Source organism: Pseudomonas sp. GW821-FHT05H12 (assembly GCF_059419385.1).
In genome coordinates, this window is record NZ_JBWKRS010000011.1 from 101036 (window position 1) to 115975 (window position 14940).

The window sequence follows — 14940 nt, forward strand, 5'->3', positions numbered from 1 at the left end:
CCCCCCCCCCCCCCCCCCCCCCCCCCCCCCCCCCCCCCCCCCCCCCCCCCCCCTGTGCTCCTACAATGTGATCGCGTGCATTTTGATCGTGCGTATTCAGGGTTTGCTGGCTGGAATGCCGTACTTGCGCAGGCGATGGGCAATCGCCGTGTGGGAGGTCTGCAAGCGGCTGGCCAGTTGGCGGGTGGAGGGGTAGCTGGTGTAGAGGGTTTCCAGTAGGTTGCGCTCGAAGTCTTCCACGGCTTGTTCCAGGCTGTCGATTTCGCCGTCGCTCTGGCGTGCCACCGAGGTGCCGGCGATGTCCAGGTCGCCGATGTCCACCAGGCTGCTTTCGCAAATGGCGGCGGCGCGGAAGATCACGTTCTGCAACTGGCGCACGTTGCCTGGCCAGCGGTTGCCCAGCAGCGCCGGGTACGTGCCGGGCGCCAGGCGGCACACCGGGCGCTGGATCTGCGCGCAAGCTTGCTGCATGAAGTAGCGCGCCAGCAGCAGAATGTCCTGGCCGCGTGCGCGCAGGGGCGGCACTTCGACGTTGAGCACGTTGAGGCGGTAGAACAGGTCTTCGCGAAAGGTGCCTTCGCTGACCATCTTTTCCAGGTCGCGGTGGGTGGCGCTGAGGATGCGCACATTGACCTTCACTTCACGGTCGCCCCCCACACGACGGAAGCTGCCGTCATTGAGAAAGCGCAGCAGCTTGGCCTGCAGGTACGGCGACATTTCGCCGATCTCATCAAGGAACACCGTGCCCTGGTTGGCCAGCTCCATCAGCCCCGGCTTGCCGCCCCGTTGCGCGCCGGTAAAGGCACCGGGCGCATAACCGAACAGTTCGCTTTCGGCGAGGTTTTCCGGCAGCGCCGCGCAGTTCAGCGCCAGGAACGGCGCACTGTGCCGCGCACTGATGGCGTGGCAGGCGCGGGCCACCAGCTCCTTGCCGGTGCCGGTTTCACCCTGGATCAACAGCGGCGCATCCAGCGCGGCCACCCGCTGCGCCCGCGCCTTGAGGGTGCGGATCACCGGGGACTCGCCCAGCAGCGCGTCAAACCCTTCGGCATGGTCGTGGTGCAACGCTGACAGCTGTTCGCCGATGCGGTTGGGTTGATACAGGGTCAGCAGGGCGCCGGCGTCGGTGATCGGCGTGGCATCCAGCAGCAGGGTCTGGCCGTTGACGCTGATCTCGCGCAGGGGCAGGCGAAAACCGTGTTCGAGCAAGGTGTCGAGCAGCGCCGGGTCGTTGAACAGGTCGCTGATACTTTCGCCGGCCGGTTCACGCCCGTACAGCGCGATCAGGGCCGGGTTGGCCAGCAGGATCTTGCCCGCGCTGTCCAGGGCCAGTACCGGGTCGGTCATGGCGGCCAGCAGGGCGTCGAGTTGCAGGTGACGGCGCTGGCCGGGAAGGATGTCCACCACGGTCACGGCCTGCACACCGTGCACGCTGAACAGCGCGTCACGCAGTTCTTCGAGTACGTCGGCGCTCAGGGTTGGCGCATCGATGTAGACGTTGGGCGGCACCATCTCTACCGCATCCAGGTTGAGATTGCGCCCACCGAGCAGGGCCAGGACTTCCTGGGTGATGCCGACGCGGTCGATGAAGCTGACGTGGATACGCATGGGGTGGCGTTTGGTTCTGGGAAGCGGGAGGTGGCCAGTATGCCTGACAGGCGATGCAGATCAAAAAATGTGGGAGCTGGCTTGCCTGCGATAGCGGACTGACAGTCACTATTTTCAGTGACTGATCCACCGCCATCGCAGGCAAGCCAGCTCCCACAGGGGATCGCCGGTGTCAGTGAAATCGGGTTACTCCAGGTGTTCGGGTTTGATCGGATCGCCGGGTTTTACATCCAGCTGATGCCGCACATCCTCGAACATCAGGTCGTACTGCTTGTGCATCGCCCCATTGAGCACGGCGATCTTCGGCATGCCGTACTTCTGCGCGATGTTCATCGCATGCCGGGCAAAGTCGAACGCCTGGTCCTTGGGTAGGAAAAACTCTTCCTTGAGGTCTTTGCCCTGGACCGAGCCATGCAGTTTGAACAGCATCCCCTTGCCTTCCTTGGGATCCTGGCTGACTTCATAGTCGATGCACAGGTTGTAGCTATAGTCCTGGGCGTTGAGCGCATGACGTTCGACGTGCAAGTGACCCGGTTCAAAGGTGGCCATAGGCGTTTCTCCTCTACTTCACAGGTAGGTGATGCCAGGTTTTGCCGTGCTGATGCGCGTGCCGGCGCTGCCCTGGACAATCGCTTCGATGTCCGAGAGTGAACCGATGACGGCGGTTTTTCCAGTCTGGCGGGCGAACTCGCAGGCGGCTTGCACCTTGGGCCCCATGGAGCCGGCGGCGAAGCCGAGTTTTTCCATTTCGTCCGGGTGGGCCTGGCCGATGGCTTTTTGAGTGGGCTTGCCGTAGTCGATAAAGGCCGCGTTGACGTCGGTGGCGATCACCAGCAAATCGGCCTTCAACTGCCCGGCCAGCAACGAGGAGCAGAGGTCTTTGTCGATCACCGCTTCAATGCCTTTGAGCTTGCCGTCCTCGCCGTACATCGTCGGGATACCCCCGCCGCCGGCGCAGATCACGATGCTGCCTTTTTCCAGCAACCAGGTGATCGGGCGGATTTCAAAGATGCGTTTGGGCCGTGGGCTGGCGACCACGCGACGGTACTTGTCGCCGTCCGGCGCAATCGCCCAGCCTTTTTCAGCGGCGAGTTTTTCTGCTTCGGCCTTGGAATACACCGGGCCGATGGGCTTGGTCGGGTTCTTGAAGGCCGGGTCCTTGGCGTCCACTTCCACCTGGGTGAGCAGGGTGGCGAACGGCACCTCGAAGTCCAGCAGGTTGCCCAGTTCCTGTTCGATGATGTAGCCGATCATGCCTTCGGTTTCGGCACCGAGCACGTCCAGCGGGTACGGCGAGACCTGGGTATAAGCCGCCGCCTGCAACGACAGCAGGCCGACTTGCGGACCATTGCCGTGGGCGATCACCAGTTCGTTGCCGGGGTGGATCTTGGCGATCTGTTCGGTGGCGATTCGGATGTTGGCGCGTTGGTTGTCCGCCGTCATGGGTTCACCACGACGGAGCAGGGCGTTACCGCCCAGTGCTACGACGATACGCATAGCGAATGTCCTTCTGAAAATTCTGATGAAGGAGCACGGTCAATGTGGGAGCCGGGCTTTTTGTGGGAGCCGGGCTTGCCCGCGATGGCATCACCGCGGTCTACCTGAGCGACCGAGTTGCCTGCATCGCAGGCAAGCCAGCTCCCACAAAAGCCAGATCTCACACCAGCCAGCTCCCACATTGACGGTGTCGTGCCTTAAAGGTCAGCCAGGGTCGACACCAAAATCGCCTTGATGGTGTGCATGCGGTTTTCCGCTTGCTCGAAGGCGATGCAAGCTGGCGATTCGAACACGTCGTCCGTCACTTCAATGCCGTTGGCCAAGTGCGGGTATTGCTCGGCAATCTGCTTGCCCACCTTGGTGTCGCTGTTGTGGAACGCCGGCAGGCAGTGCATGAACTTGGTGCGCGGGTTGCCGGTGGCTTTCATCAGCTCGGCGTTCACCTGGTACGGCAGCAGTTGCTCGATACGCTCGGCCCAGGCTTCCACCGGCTCGCCCATCGATACCCACACGTCGGTGTGGATGAAGTCCACACCCTTCACCGCGGCTTTCGGGTCTTCGGTGAGGGTAATGCGTGCGCCACTTTCTTCTGCGTATTTCTTGCAGCGACCCACCAGGTCATCGTGGGGCCACAGGGCTTTTGGCGCGCAGATGCGCACGTCCATGCCGAGCTTGGCGCCCACCAGCAACAGCGAGTTGCCCATGTTGTTGCGCGCGTCCCCGAGGTACGCGTAGCTGATCTCGTGGATCGGCTTGTCGGCGTGTTCGCGCATGGTCAGCACGTCGGCGATCATCTGGGTAGGGTGGTACTCATCGGTCAGGCCGTTGAACACCGGCACGCCGGCGAACTTGGCCAGCTCTTCGACGATCTCCTGCTTGAAGCCACGGTACTCGATGGCGTCGTACATGCGCCCGAGCACGCGGGCGGTGTCCTTCATGCTTTCCTTGTGACCGATCTGCGAGGAATTCGGGTCAATGTAGGTGACATTGGCGCCCTGGTCATAGGCCGCCACTTCGAAGGCACACCGGGTGCGAGTGGAGGTTTTTTCGAAGATCAGCGCGATGTTATTGCCCTTGAGGTGTTGCTGTTCGGTGCCGGTGTACTTGGCGCGCTTGAGGTCGCGGGACAGGTCCAGCAGGTAGCGCAGCTCGCGTGGGGTGTGGTGTTCCAGGCTGAGCAGGTTACGGTTGTGAATGTTGAACGCCATGATGATTCTCCTTGAGTTCGGTAATCGGCCCGGTCGGCCTCGGGTGGAGGCCGCCGGGTGGATGGTCGCTTAGTAGTCGATTGGGTCGCGGATGATCGGGCAGGTCATGCAGTGGCCGCCGCCACGGCCACGGCCCAGTTCACCGGCGCTGATGGTGATGACTTCCACCCCGGACTTGCGCAGCAGGGTGTTGGTGTAGGTGTTGCGGTCGTAGCCAATGACTACGCCTGGCTCCACGGCCACCACGTTGTTGCCGTCGTCCCACTGCTCGCGTTCGGCGGCGAAGCTGTTGCCACCGGTTTCCACTACGCGCAGGGCCTTGAGGCCGAGGGCGGCGGCCACGGTGTCGAGGAAGTTGGTTTTCTCCCGTTGGATATCGATGCCGTGGGGCTTGCTCTCGTCAGGGCGCAGGGTGAACGGGACGATCTGGCTGACCACTTCGGGGAAGACGGTGACCAGGTCGCGGTCGCAGAAGCTGAACACGGTGTCCAGGTGCATCGCCGCGCGGGATTTCGGCAGGCCGGCCACGATGACTTTTTCCACCGCCTTGTTCTTGAACAGGTTGCGCGCCAACTGGCCGATCGCCTGGTGGGACGAGCGCTCGCCCATGCCGATCAGGACCACGCCGTTGCCAATGGGCATCACGTCGCCGCCTTCCAGGGTCGAGGCGCCGTGTTCCTGGTCGGGGTCGCCGTACCAGATCTGGAAGTCGGCGTTGGTGAACTCGGGGTGGAACTTGTAGATGGCGGTGGTCAGCAAGGTCTCTTGGCGTCGCGCCGGCCAGTACATCGGGTTGAGCGTCACGCCGCCGTAGATCCAGCAGGTGGTGTCACGGGTGAACTGGGTGTTGGGCAGCGGTGGCAGGATGAAGCTCGAGTGGCCGAGGAAATCGCGGAACATCTCGATGGCCTTGCCACCGAAGGTGCTCGGCAGGTCATCGGCCGACACGCCACCGATCAAATACTCGGCGGTCTTGCGCGGTTCCAGGCTGCGCAGCCAGGAGCCGACCTCATTGACCAGGCCCAGGCCAACCGTATTGGCGGTGATCTTGCGCTCCAGGATCCAGTCCAGCGCTTCGGGGATGGCGACGATGTCGGTGAGCAGGTTGTGCATTTCCAGCACATCAATATCCCGCTCGCGCATCTTGGTCACGAAGTCGAAGTGGTCGCGCTTGGCCTGGGCCACCCACAGCACGTCATCGAACAGCAGTTCATCGCAGTTGTTGGGGGTCAGCCGCTGGTGGGCCAAACCTGGGGAGCACACCATGACTTTGCGCAGTTTGCCGGCTTCGGAATGTACGCCGTACTTCACTTTTTCCGTGGTCATTACAGATCCTCCAGTTATCAACAATTACAGCGTCAGGAAGCCGTCGTAGAGCCCATAGGCCGCCACCAGGGCGCCAATGACCACTGCGGCGAAAATCAGCTTCTCGACGTTGGTGAAAATCGGTTTGCCCAGTTCCCGCTTGGCCTTGGCGAACAGGATCGCGCCGGGGGCGTAGAGCAGGGCAGAGAGCAGCAGGTATTTGGTGCCGCCGGCGTAGAGCAGCCAGATCGCGTACACCAGCGCGATGGCGCCGATGAACAGGTCTTTCTTGCGCTCGGCCAACGCGGTTTCGTAGGTCTCGCCGCGCACCGCCAGCAGCAGCGCGTAGGCCGCCGACCACAGGTAAGGCACCAGGATCATTGAGGTGGCGAGGTAGATCAGCGACAGGTAGGTGCTGGCCGAAAACAGCGTGATCACCAGGAACAGCTGCACCATGGCGTTGGTCAGCCACAGGGCATTGACCGGTACGTGGTTGGCGTTCTCCTTGCGCAAGAACTCCGGCATGGTGTGGTCCTTGGCGGCGGCGAACATGATCTCCGCACACAGCAGCACCCACGACAGCAGCGCCCCCAGCAGCGAGATGATCAAGCCAACGCTGATCAGCACCGCGCCCCAGTGGCCCACCACATGCTCCAGCACGGCGGCCATCGATGGGTTCTGCAGCTTGGCCAGTTCCGGTTGGGTCATGATCCCCAGGGACAGCACGTTCACCAGCATCAGGAACAGCAGCACGGTGATAAAGCCGATCACGGTGGCCTTGCCCACGTCGGAGCGTTTTTCCGCACGGGACGAGAAGATGCTCGCGCCTTCGATGCCGATGAACACCCACACGGTGACCAGCATCATGTTGCGCACCTGGTTCATCACGCTGCCCAGGTCCGGGTTTTTCACGCCCCAGATGTCAGCGGTGAAGATGTCCAGCTTGAACGCGAACAGGGCGATCAACACGAACAGCACCAGCGGCACCACCTTGGCGACGGTGGTCACCAGGTTGATGAACGCCGCTTCCTTGATCCCGCGTAATACCAAAAAGTGCACGGCCCACAGCAACACCGAGGCGCCGATCACGGCCGCTGGCGTGTTGCCTTCGCCGAAGATAGGGAAGAAGTAACCGAGGGTGCTGAACAGCAACACGAAGTAACCGACGTTGCCCAGCCAGGCGCTGATCCAGTAACCCCAGGCGGACGAGAAACCCATGTAGTCGCCGAAGCCGGCCTTGGCGTAGGCGTAGACGCCGCCGTCGAGGTCGGGTTTGCGGTTGGCGAGGGTCTGGAACACAAATGCGAGGGTCAGCATGCCGATGGCGGTGATGACCCAACCGATCAAAACGGCGCCGACGTCGGCGCTGGCGGCCATGTTCTGCGGCAGTGAGAAGATCCCCCCGCCGATCATCGAGCCCACGACAAGTGCAACGAGCGCACCAAGCCTTAGTTTTCCGGGAGTTTCAGACATTGCGTGACTCCAATGCAGGAGAAGAGAGAACACAGAATAATTCTGTGCGCTATTCAAACAGCTGACTCAGATCACTTCATTGGCACATTCCATTGTGAATTAATGACTTAGGCTGAAAGTTCGGGGGCGATAGAAGTCCTCGGGAAGGCTTGTTCCAGAGCCTTGCGCCCGTTGTGGTTAATCATTTAGTCAGGGGTGTGGACGTTTGAAGCTAGTCTGTTTTCCTGAATGTGCAAACTTTTCTCATTGACAGTGTGGCGTAGCTCGCGCGTGGAGAAGTTCAAGCGGTATTTAAATTCTAAATAAGCCTAAACTCGATAAACTGACATGCCATTACGTTATGAGCGTGGCTGTTTTATCGCGGTCTCTAATAAACGCTACACTCGCTGAGTTAATTAGTTGAGTGCACAGTTGTCAGCTCAAACAATTATTTTATTCAGGAGTCTTCATGTCCCAACCGGCCCAGAAACTTCGACTTGGCGCCCTGATTGCACTGGTGGTGGGCTCGATGATTGGTGGCGGGATTTTCTCGTTGCCGCAGAACATGGCCGCCCGCGCCGAGGTCGGTGCCGTGTTGATCGGCTGGGCGATCACCGCTGTCGGCATGCTGACCCTGGCTTTCGTGTTCCAGACCCTGGCCAATCGCAAACCCGAGTTGGACTCCGGTGTGTATGCCTACGCCAAGGCAGGTTTTGGCGACTACATGGGGTTTTCATCCGCCTGGGGGTATTGGATCAGTGCGTGGATGGGCAACGTCGGTTACTTCGTGTTGCTATTTAGTACCCTCGGCTACTTTTTCCCGGTGTTCGGCCAAGGCAACACGCCCATCGCCATCGCGTGTGCGTCGTTGTTGCTGTGGGCCGTGCATTTTCTGGTGATGCGCGGGATCAAGGAGGCGGCGTTCATCAACCAAGTGACCACCGTGGCGAAGATCGTGCCGTTGCTGATGTTTATCGTGATTGCTGCCGTGGCGTTCAAAGCCGATATCTTCACCCGCGATATCTGGGGCCTGGGCAACCCGAGCATGGGCAGCGTGGTGGACCAGGTGCGTCACATGATGCTGGTCACCGTGTTTGTGTTTATTGGCATTGAGGGCGCCAGCGTGTATTCGGCCCGCGCCGAAAAGCGTTCAGACGTGGGCCGCGCCACGGTGATCGGGTTTCTCGGCGTGCTCGCGCTATTGGTGCTGGTGAATGTGCTGTCCCTGGGGATCATGAGCCAGCCGGAACTGGCGCAATTGCAAAACCCGTCGTTGGCCGGTGTGCTGGAACATATCGTCGGCCCTTGGGGCGCGATGGCGATCAGCGTCGGCCTGGCGGTTTCGTTGCTCGGTGCCTTGCTGTCCTGGGCGCTGCTCTGTGCGGAAATCCTCTACGCCACCGCCCATGACAAGACCATGCCGGCGTTCTTGAAGAAGGAAAATGCCAACCAGGTGCCGGTCAATGCCTTGTGGCTGACCAATGTGATGATCCAGCTGTTCCTGGTGATTACGCTGTTTTCCCAAAGTACCTACACCACGCTGATCTACCTGGCGTCCTCGATGATTCTGGTGCCGTACCTGTGGTCGGCGGCCTACGCCGTGCTGTTGAGTGGGCGCGGTGAAACCTATGAAGGTGCCCAGCGCCGCCGCATGAAGGATTTGCTCGTCGGTCTGATCGCCCTCGGCTACGCCGTGTGGCTGTTGTATGCCGGCGGCTTGAAATACCTGCTGCTGTCGGCGCTGTTGTACGCGCCGGGGGTGATCCTGTTTGCACTGGCCAAGCGTGAGCAGGGCCAGCCCTTGTTCACGGCCATGGAAAAAGGCATTTTCAGCTGCGTGATCGCTGGCGCGGGGCTGGCGGCGTATGGGTTGTACAGCGGGGTGCTGTCGTTGTGAGACTGGCGTATCAACCGCCCTACGATTGGGCGGCGATGGTGGGTTTTTTGTCGGTGCGGGCGATCAGCGGGTTGGAGACCGTCGAGGCCGGCGTGTACCGGCGCAGTATCAGTGTGAACGGGCAACCTGGCCTGATCAGCGTGGCGCCGGGGGCGGGGGATTGGTTGGACGTCGACGTTGATTTTCCAACCCGGTCGGCCTTGCCCGAGATCGAGCGGCGATTGCGCACGATGTTCGACCTGGACGCCCAGCCGCGACTGATCAACCCGCAATTGGCGAAGGACCCGCTGATGGCGCAATTGGTTGCCGCGCGCCCCGGTTTGCGGGTGCCTGGCACCTGGGATGGCCTGGAGCTGGCCATTCGTGCCGTGCTGGGCCAGCAGATCACGGTGGTCGCGGCGATCCGCCTGGCGGGCAAGTTGGTGGCGCAATACGGTACGCCGCTGGAGACGCCCTGCGCTGGCATCACCCATGTGTTCCCGTCAGCCGAGGTGTTGGCGGCGGCGGACCTGGCCACATTGGGCATGCCCAAGGCCCGTGGTCGCACCTTGTCCGGTGTGGCCCAGGCGCTGTTGGATGACCCTGAACTGTTTGAACCCAAGGCCAGCCTCAAGGAAGGCGTGGCGCGCTTGGTCGCGTTGCCCGGGATTGGCGATTGGACGGCGCAGTACATCGCCATGCGCCAGATGCGTGAAGCCGATGCGTTTGCGTCGGGGGATATTGGCTTGATCAATGCGCTGACGGCGCTGGAAGGCGGGCCGGTGTCGGCGCGGCAGTTATTGGCGCGTGCCGAGGCGTGGCGGCCGCGTCGGGCGTATGCCGCGCAGCATTTGTGGACGTCGTTGAGCCGGGGGGATTGAGGGTGGCCGTGAGGGCCTCATCGCCGGCAAGCCGGCTCCTACAATTGGAATGCGATCACCTGTAGGAGCCGGCTTGCCGGCGATAGCGGCTTTCAGGTCACCACTGCGCCCGATGCGACCCCAATTCCCCTGCCGGCAAATCCCACTGCAACGGCGTGCCGCTGATGGTTAACGGCGCCAATAAACGATGGGCAGGGCCCCAACTGGTTTGCTCTACGACCAACCCCTGATCACTCGGCTCCTCGGCCCGCAACGCCGGCTGCTCCGGCACCTGCCCAGCCTCCACCAACAAGGTCGCCGTGCGCGCCAACGACAACCGCGCCGAACCACCACGCCCCGACTTCAACCGCTCGCTCAACGCCTGAATCGCAGCGGCCGCCATCAGATAGCCGGTGGCGTGATCCAGCGCCTGCAGCGGCAAAGGCACCGGTTTGTCCGCCTGTTTCCAGGCCATGCCCGCGTCGGCGATCCCGCTGCTCATCTGCACCAGGCTGTCGAAGCCACGACGGTTGCGCCATGGGCCGCTCCAACCGTAGGCGTTGAGGCTCACGTCGATCAGGCCGGGCGCAATCTGTTGCAACGCGTTGGCGGTGTAGCCCAGTTGCTCCAGGGCATCGGCGCGGTAACCGTGGAACAGGATGTCGGTCTCTTTAAGCAAGTTTTCAAAGACCTGCCGGCCTTCGGCGCTCTTGAGGTCCAGGCGGGCGCAGCGTTTGCCCAGGGTCATTTCCGGCACGACGCCGGGTTCGTTCCAGGAGGGCGAATCGATGCGCAGCACATCGGCGCCCAAGCCTGCGAGGAAACGACTGGCCACCGGGCCGGCCAATACGCGAGTCAGGTCCAGCACCTTGAGGCCGGCCAAGGGGCGCGCCACGCTGCCGAGCCAGGGTTTGTCGGTGGTGGTTTCATAGGTGTGGCGCTGCACCAGCGCTTCGGCATTTACCGCCAGCCCTTGCGGGTGGGCCTGCCAGGCTTGCCAGCTGCGCATCTGCGCGGCGCAACCGCCTGCATCGACGATCGCCTGTTCCAGTTCGGCCGCGTTCCAGTGAGCCACTTTGCTCGCCATCTCGGTACGGTCGGCGACGTTGCCCAGTACGCGTTCGGCCGCGGCGCGGTGGTGGGGCGCGTTGGTGTGTAAACGGATCCAACCGTCGGCGCAGGCGTAATCACCGGCCACCGGGTCCCACAGGGGCGGCACTTGCCAGCCGACCGGGCGAATCGAGGAAGAAAACCAGAACGACGCCAGGCGGCGGTCCACGGTGACACTGGGCAAGCGCCCGGTCTGTTGCTCGATCAACCGGGCAACGGCCTGGCCGGCGGCGCCGATACTGGCGCTGGCCAGGTCGGTCACGGCGAAGGTCGAGGGCAGGGCGCCCGCTTCGGTAAAGGTCAGCGGTGTAGGGGGTAGAGCGAGTGCGGCTTGGATGGGTGTCAGCAGGTCAGTCATCAAAGGCCCTCCGTAAGAGAAGGGCCACTATAGAAGATCCTCAGGGCGGTGTGGCAACCCCCGGTTCCAACGGCAGGTCGATGCTGGCAATGAAACCGCCCTGCGGATGGTTGGCCAGGATCAGGCTGCCGCCATGGCGTTCCGCTGCGCGGCGCGCAATCGCCAGGCCCAGCCCGTGGCCTTGGGAGGCCTGGCCGGGGGCACGGAAAAACGGCTCGCCCAATTGGCTCAGGTGTTCATCCTCAACGCCGGGGCCGTGGTCGCGCACGCTGATCAGAATGCGTTCGCCCAGGTGCTGGGCGCTCAATTCGATGGGCTGGCCTTGCGGGTTGAAGCGCTGGGCATTGCGCAGCAGGTTGTCCACGGCACGTTCGATCATGGTCGGCCAGCCTTTGAGGTGCAGGTCGGGTTCGGCGCTCAGTTGCACCACCTGGTCGGGCGCGCCCAATTGCGCGTCCTTTTGCAAGGCCTTGAGCAGTGGGGTGAGGTCGACTTCTTCGGCGCCGGCGTTGTCGGCATCGACGCGGGCCAGTACCAGGATCTCGCTGATCAGTGCTTCCAGGCGGTCGCATTCACGGGTCAGGCGGGGCCAGAGTTTTTCCCGTTCTTCGGGGCTGGCGCGTTCGGCCAGGGCCAGGGCGATGCGCAGGCGTGCCAGCGGCGAGCGCAGCTCGTGGGACACGTCCCGCAATAGTTGGCGCTGGCTGCCGATCAGGCTTTGCAGGCGCGCGCCCATGCGGTTGAAATCGGTGGCCAATACGCCGAACTCATCGCGCCGGTTGGCCAGTCGCGCCAGGCTGTTTTGCTGGTAGGTGGTCTGGCCGAGGTCATGCACCGCGCCACGCAAGCGGCTGAGCGGGCGGGTAATGGACAGCGTCACCAGCAGGCTGAACAGGGTCAGCACCACCAGGGCGATCGCCAGCGCGCTCAAGGGCCACGCCAGGCTGCTGCGGTGCCAGGCATCCAGTTCCGGGTGGGGAATGCGGTAGATCAGCAGGTAGGTGTCGCCGGTTTTTTCACTGGTGTATTCGGCGGTCAGGCGGCGCCACGGCAGGTGGCCGTCCTGGCTGTCGTTTTGCCGGGCTTCGAAGGCGGCGGCACGGCGCGGGAAGGTGCCACGCACCACCGGGTCGCCGCTTTCATTCAGCACTTGTACGTCGATGTGGTACTGGCGTTTGCGCTGTTGCAGCAATTCCTGGGCGGCATCTTCGCCCTGGGTTTCATAGAGCTGCGTCCACTCCTGCGCCAGGTTGTTAAGGCCAGGGTGACGGCTGAGAATCCAGGCGTCCTGGTTGAGCATGTGCCCAAGCAGAATCGACAACCCGGCAACCAGGGCGATGGCCAGCCAGAAGCTGGCCAGGATACGCCAGAACAATGAACGCACAGGAAACCCTCAAACAGGAAAAGCCCAGTGGCGGTGACCACTGGGCTGGAGCGTGACGCTAAGCCATTATTGCGCTTTTTGCGGTTGTTGCGCTTTCCAGGCCTGGAATTCCTTCCACTCGGCACGGCGCTCGGCTTGCTTCTTGACGATCTCGTCGAACTTCTTCTGCTGATCAGGCTTGAGCACGGCGCGGATGTCGGCCTGGGTTTTCTGCTTGCCGGCTGCGATCTCGTCCTGCATGGCTTTCTGGTCAGCGGCCGGGAGTTTGTCCAGGTACTTTTTGACCAGGTCTTTGCGAGCGTGCCATTGGTCGCCCATCAGCTTGCCGATCTGCTGGCGCTGTTCCTTGGTCAGGTCCAGCTGGCTGAAGGGGCCGCCTTTGCCACGCGGACCGTGTTCACCGCCGTGGCCCGGGCCACCCATCATGTGGCCTTCGGGGCCGCCCATCGGGCCTGGGCCGTCAGGCAGTGCCGCCATGGCAACGGTGGGCAGGGCAGCGGCGAACATCAAAGCGATAAGGGTCTTGCGCATGGTGATTCTCCTGTCTCTATTCCGGTGAGTCCGGATGTGAGTAGATTAAGGAGATAGAGGTCAGCGGCGGTCAGGTGTGGGTAAAGCTTGGGTAAAGAGGGTTTTGGTGCGAACTGACAAAACTATTAAGAGCGCTGGGTATATTCCTTGTGGGAGCTGGCTTGCCTGCGATGCAGACGACTCGGTCTCACAGACGGACCGAGTTGATCCCATCGCAGGCAAGCCAGCTCCCACAGAGGATTAGTGCAGCGCTTATAGGCTGTAGTAGTAGCCCCGACTACGCAACGCCACGATACGTGGGCGGCCGTCCGGGTGCGGGCCGATCTTCTTGCGCAGGTTGCTCACGTGCATGTCCAGGCTGCGATCGTAAAGGGTCAGCTTGCGGCCCAGGGCGATCTGCGCCAGTTCCTGCTTGTCCAGCGGCTCACCCGGCTGGCGCAACAAGGCTTCCAGCAGGCGGCTTTCGGAAACGGTGAGGGGGAATTCCTGTTCATCGATCGTGACCACGCCACGCACCGGGCTGAAGCACAGGTCGCCCAGTTCCAGCTGGGTGGACACGGCGGCCGGGTGGCTGCGGCGCAACACGGCGCGCAGGCGGGCCGTGAGTTCGCGCGGGTCGCAGGGCTTGGCCAGGTAATCATCGGCGCCCAGCTCCAGGCCGAGGATGCGGTCCAGCGGTTCGCCCCGGGCCGAGAGCATCAGCACCGGCAATTCCGGGTGGTCATTGCGCAATTGCTTGAGCAGCTCAAGGCCGCTGCCGTCGGGCAGCATCACGTCGAGCACCACCGCGGCCGGCGCGCTGTCGGCCAGGGCTTTGCGCGCGCTCAAGCCGTCGTGGCAGGCACGCACCTGGAAACCTTCCTGGCTCAACCAACTGGTCAGTAGCTCACAGAGCTCCTGGTCATCATCTATCAGTAACAGCTCGCTCATGACTCACTCAATTTAGCCATTGTCGACGGCGACGGTGCCCACCGCTGGCGAAGATCCCGCACAGCAAGGCGATCAGTGCGACGGCCCCACCGGTGACAAACCACTGTTGTTGCTCGGTCAGCCAGCGGGTCAAGGCGCCGCCCTGTGCTTCTTTGAGTTGCTGGACCAGGCGTTGGTTCTCCTGGCGCAAGCGACTCAGTTGGGCGCTTTCGCGAGCAGCGTCTGCGTTTTGCAATTGTTTGCTCAGTTCTTCGCGCAGCCGCTCGCTTTCTTTCAAACGTTGCTGCAAATCGGTGATCTGGCTGCCGGCACTCAAGGACAGGGGCGTGGAACTGCCGGTGTTCGAGGTTTCTTCAGCGTGGGCCGTGGCCCCGATCATTAACACTGCCAACAGACACAACTGACTTAAGCGCATCGGAACTCCTGATTCCACACGAATATTCAGAACGTTGTCGGCAGGTTACCGAGAATGATGAGCCATTAGGCGTTTGCCGAACCGATTAGGTTCGGCGCCGTCTTTATCAAGGCAGGACTTGCTTGAACGGCTTGATCACGACGTCGGCATAAACGCCTGCCGCGACATACGGATCGGCCTTGGCCCAGGCCTGGGCATCGGCCAGGGAGGCAAATTGGGCAACCACCAGGCTGCCGGTGAAACCTGCTGCCCCCGGGTCATTGCTGTCGACAGCCGGGTGTGGGCCCGCCAGCACGAGGCGGCCTTCGGCTTGCAATACGTTCAGACGCTCCAGGTGGGCCGGGCGAACGCCCAGGCGTTTTTCCAGCGAGTTGGCGACGTCGGTGGCAATGATGGCGTAGAGCAT

At 62.4% G+C, this 14940-nt stretch carries 14 protein-coding genes; 2 read left to right on the forward strand and 12 right to left on the reverse strand.

Annotation, left to right across the window (positions count from 1 at the left end):
* Positions 1-96 precede the first annotated feature (96 nt).
* The 6 genes from gcsR to arcD (AC07SU_RS12230) all read right to left on the reverse strand — a co-directional run bounded on the left by gcsR (position 97) and on the right by arcD (AC07SU_RS12230) (position 7091).
* Complete coding sequence (gene gcsR, locus AC07SU_RS12205) at positions 97-1608, reverse strand: transcriptional regulator GcsR (RefSeq protein WP_176994289.1); 1512 nt, start codon at positions 1606-1608, stop codon at positions 97-99.
* 186 nt (positions 1609-1794) lie between these two features.
* Positions 1795-2157, reverse strand: coding sequence for a DUF5064 family protein (locus tag AC07SU_RS12210; RefSeq protein ID WP_176994288.1), 363 nt, complete (start codon positions 2155-2157; stop codon positions 1795-1797).
* Between the two features lie 18 nt (positions 2158-2175).
* Positions 2176-3105: a carbamate kinase gene (arcC, locus tag AC07SU_RS12215; RefSeq protein ID WP_176994287.1), complete on the reverse strand. Its 930-nt coding sequence runs from the start codon at positions 3103-3105 to the stop codon at positions 2176-2178.
* 197 nt (positions 3106-3302) lie between these two features.
* A complete protein-coding gene (locus AC07SU_RS12220; protein WP_176994286.1) occupies positions 3303-4313 on the reverse strand; it encodes an ornithine carbamoyltransferase in 1011 nt (336 codons plus the stop codon).
* Between the two features lie 69 nt (positions 4314-4382).
* Positions 4383-5639 (reverse strand): arginine deiminase, encoded by a 1257-nt coding sequence (gene arcA, locus AC07SU_RS12225; RefSeq protein ID WP_494997154.1) that lies wholly within the window; start codon positions 5637-5639, stop codon positions 4383-4385.
* A gap of 24 nt (positions 5640-5663) precedes the next feature.
* Entirely contained in the window at positions 5664-7091 is a 1428-nt protein-coding gene (gene arcD / locus AC07SU_RS12230) for an arginine-ornithine antiporter (RefSeq protein WP_494997155.1), read from the reverse strand.
* A 448-nt stretch (positions 7092-7539) separates the two neighbouring features.
* Here arcD (AC07SU_RS12230) and arcD (AC07SU_RS12235) point away from each other — a divergent pair, with 448 nt between their 5' ends.
* Both arcD (AC07SU_RS12235) and AC07SU_RS12240 read left to right on the forward strand, forming a co-directional pair.
* Complete coding sequence (arcD, locus tag AC07SU_RS12235; RefSeq protein WP_494997156.1) at positions 7540-8967, forward strand: arginine-ornithine antiporter; 1428 nt, start codon at positions 7540-7542, stop codon at positions 8965-8967.
* The gene (locus AC07SU_RS12240; protein ID WP_494997157.1) at positions 8964-9827 is read left to right on the forward strand and encodes a DNA-3-methyladenine glycosylase family protein; all 864 of its coding nucleotides are present in this window, start codon (positions 8964-8966) and stop codon (positions 9825-9827) included. Before arcD (AC07SU_RS12235) ends, AC07SU_RS12240 begins: the two co-directional genes overlap by 4 nt.
* Before the next feature lie 97 nt (positions 9828-9924).
* Here AC07SU_RS12240 and AC07SU_RS12245 read toward each other — a convergent pair whose 3' ends face one another.
* The 6 genes from AC07SU_RS12245 to AC07SU_RS12270 all read right to left on the reverse strand — a co-directional run bounded on the left by AC07SU_RS12245 (position 9925) and on the right by AC07SU_RS12270 (position 14940).
* A complete protein-coding gene (locus AC07SU_RS12245; protein WP_494997158.1) occupies positions 9925-11274 on the reverse strand; it encodes a CoA transferase in 1350 nt (449 codons plus the stop codon).
* A gap of 40 nt (positions 11275-11314) precedes the next feature.
* Positions 11315-12658 carry a sensor histidine kinase gene (locus AC07SU_RS12250; RefSeq protein ID WP_494997159.1) on the reverse strand — a complete coding sequence of 448 codons (1344 nt, stop codon included), beginning with the start codon at positions 12656-12658 and terminating at the stop codon, positions 11315-11317.
* A 66-nt stretch (positions 12659-12724) separates the two neighbouring features.
* Positions 12725-13189 carry an LTXXQ domain protein gene (locus AC07SU_RS12255; RefSeq protein ID WP_176994279.1) on the reverse strand — a complete coding sequence of 155 codons (465 nt, stop codon included), beginning with the start codon at positions 13187-13189 and terminating at the stop codon, positions 12725-12727.
* A gap of 252 nt (positions 13190-13441) precedes the next feature.
* Positions 13442-14119 carry a response regulator transcription factor gene (locus tag AC07SU_RS12260; RefSeq protein ID WP_176994278.1) on the reverse strand — a complete coding sequence of 226 codons (678 nt, stop codon included), beginning with the start codon at positions 14117-14119 and terminating at the stop codon, positions 13442-13444.
* Between the two features lie 7 nt (positions 14120-14126).
* On the reverse strand, positions 14127-14534 hold the full coding sequence (locus AC07SU_RS12265; protein ID WP_176994277.1) for an SH3 domain-containing protein: 408 nt from the start codon (positions 14532-14534) through the stop codon (positions 14127-14129).
* 106 nt (positions 14535-14640) lie between these two features.
* Entirely contained in the window at positions 14641-14940 is a 300-nt protein-coding gene (locus AC07SU_RS12270; protein WP_494997160.1) for a YciI family protein, read from the reverse strand.

Bases quoted from the DNA above. Each gene is read 5' to 3' on its own strand.
- AC07SU_RS12260 (WP_176994278.1), bottom strand. From the start codon at position 14,119: ATGAGCGAGCTGTTACTGATAGATGATGACCAGGAGCTCTGTGAGCTA.
- arcD (WP_494997156.1), top strand. From the start codon at position 7,540: ATGTCCCAACCGGCCCAGAAACTTCGACTTGGCGCCCTGATTGCACTG.
- arcC (WP_176994287.1), bottom strand. From the start codon at position 3,105: ATGCGTATCGTCGTAGCACTGGGCGGTAACGCCCTGCTCCGTCGTGGT.
- AC07SU_RS12245 (WP_494997158.1), bottom strand. From the start codon at position 11,274: ATGACTGACCTGCTGACACCCATCCAAGCCGCACTCGCTCTACCCCCT.
- AC07SU_RS12270 (WP_494997160.1), bottom strand. From the start codon at position 14,940: ATGCTCTACGCCATCATTGCCACCGACGTCGCCAACTCGCTGGAAAAA.
- arcD (WP_494997155.1), bottom strand. From the start codon at position 7,091: ATGTCTGAAACTCCCGGAAAACTAAGGCTTGGTGCGCTCGTTGCACTT.
- gcsR (WP_176994289.1), bottom strand. From the start codon at position 1,608: ATGCGTATCCACGTCAGCTTCATCGACCGCGTCGGCATCACCCAGGAA.
- AC07SU_RS12265 (WP_176994277.1), bottom strand. From the start codon at position 14,534: ATGCGCTTAAGTCAGTTGTGTCTGTTGGCAGTGTTAATGATCGGGGCC.
- AC07SU_RS12210 (WP_176994288.1), bottom strand. From the start codon at position 2,157: ATGGCCACCTTTGAACCGGGTCACTTGCACGTCGAACGTCATGCGCTC.
- arcA (WP_494997154.1), bottom strand. From the start codon at position 5,639: ATGACCACGGAAAAAGTGAAGTACGGCGTACATTCCGAAGCCGGCAAA.
- AC07SU_RS12220 (WP_176994286.1), bottom strand. From the start codon at position 4,313: ATGGCGTTCAACATTCACAACCGTAACCTGCTCAGCCTGGAACACCAC.
- AC07SU_RS12255 (WP_176994279.1), bottom strand. From the start codon at position 13,189: ATGCGCAAGACCCTTATCGCTTTGATGTTCGCCGCTGCCCTGCCCACC.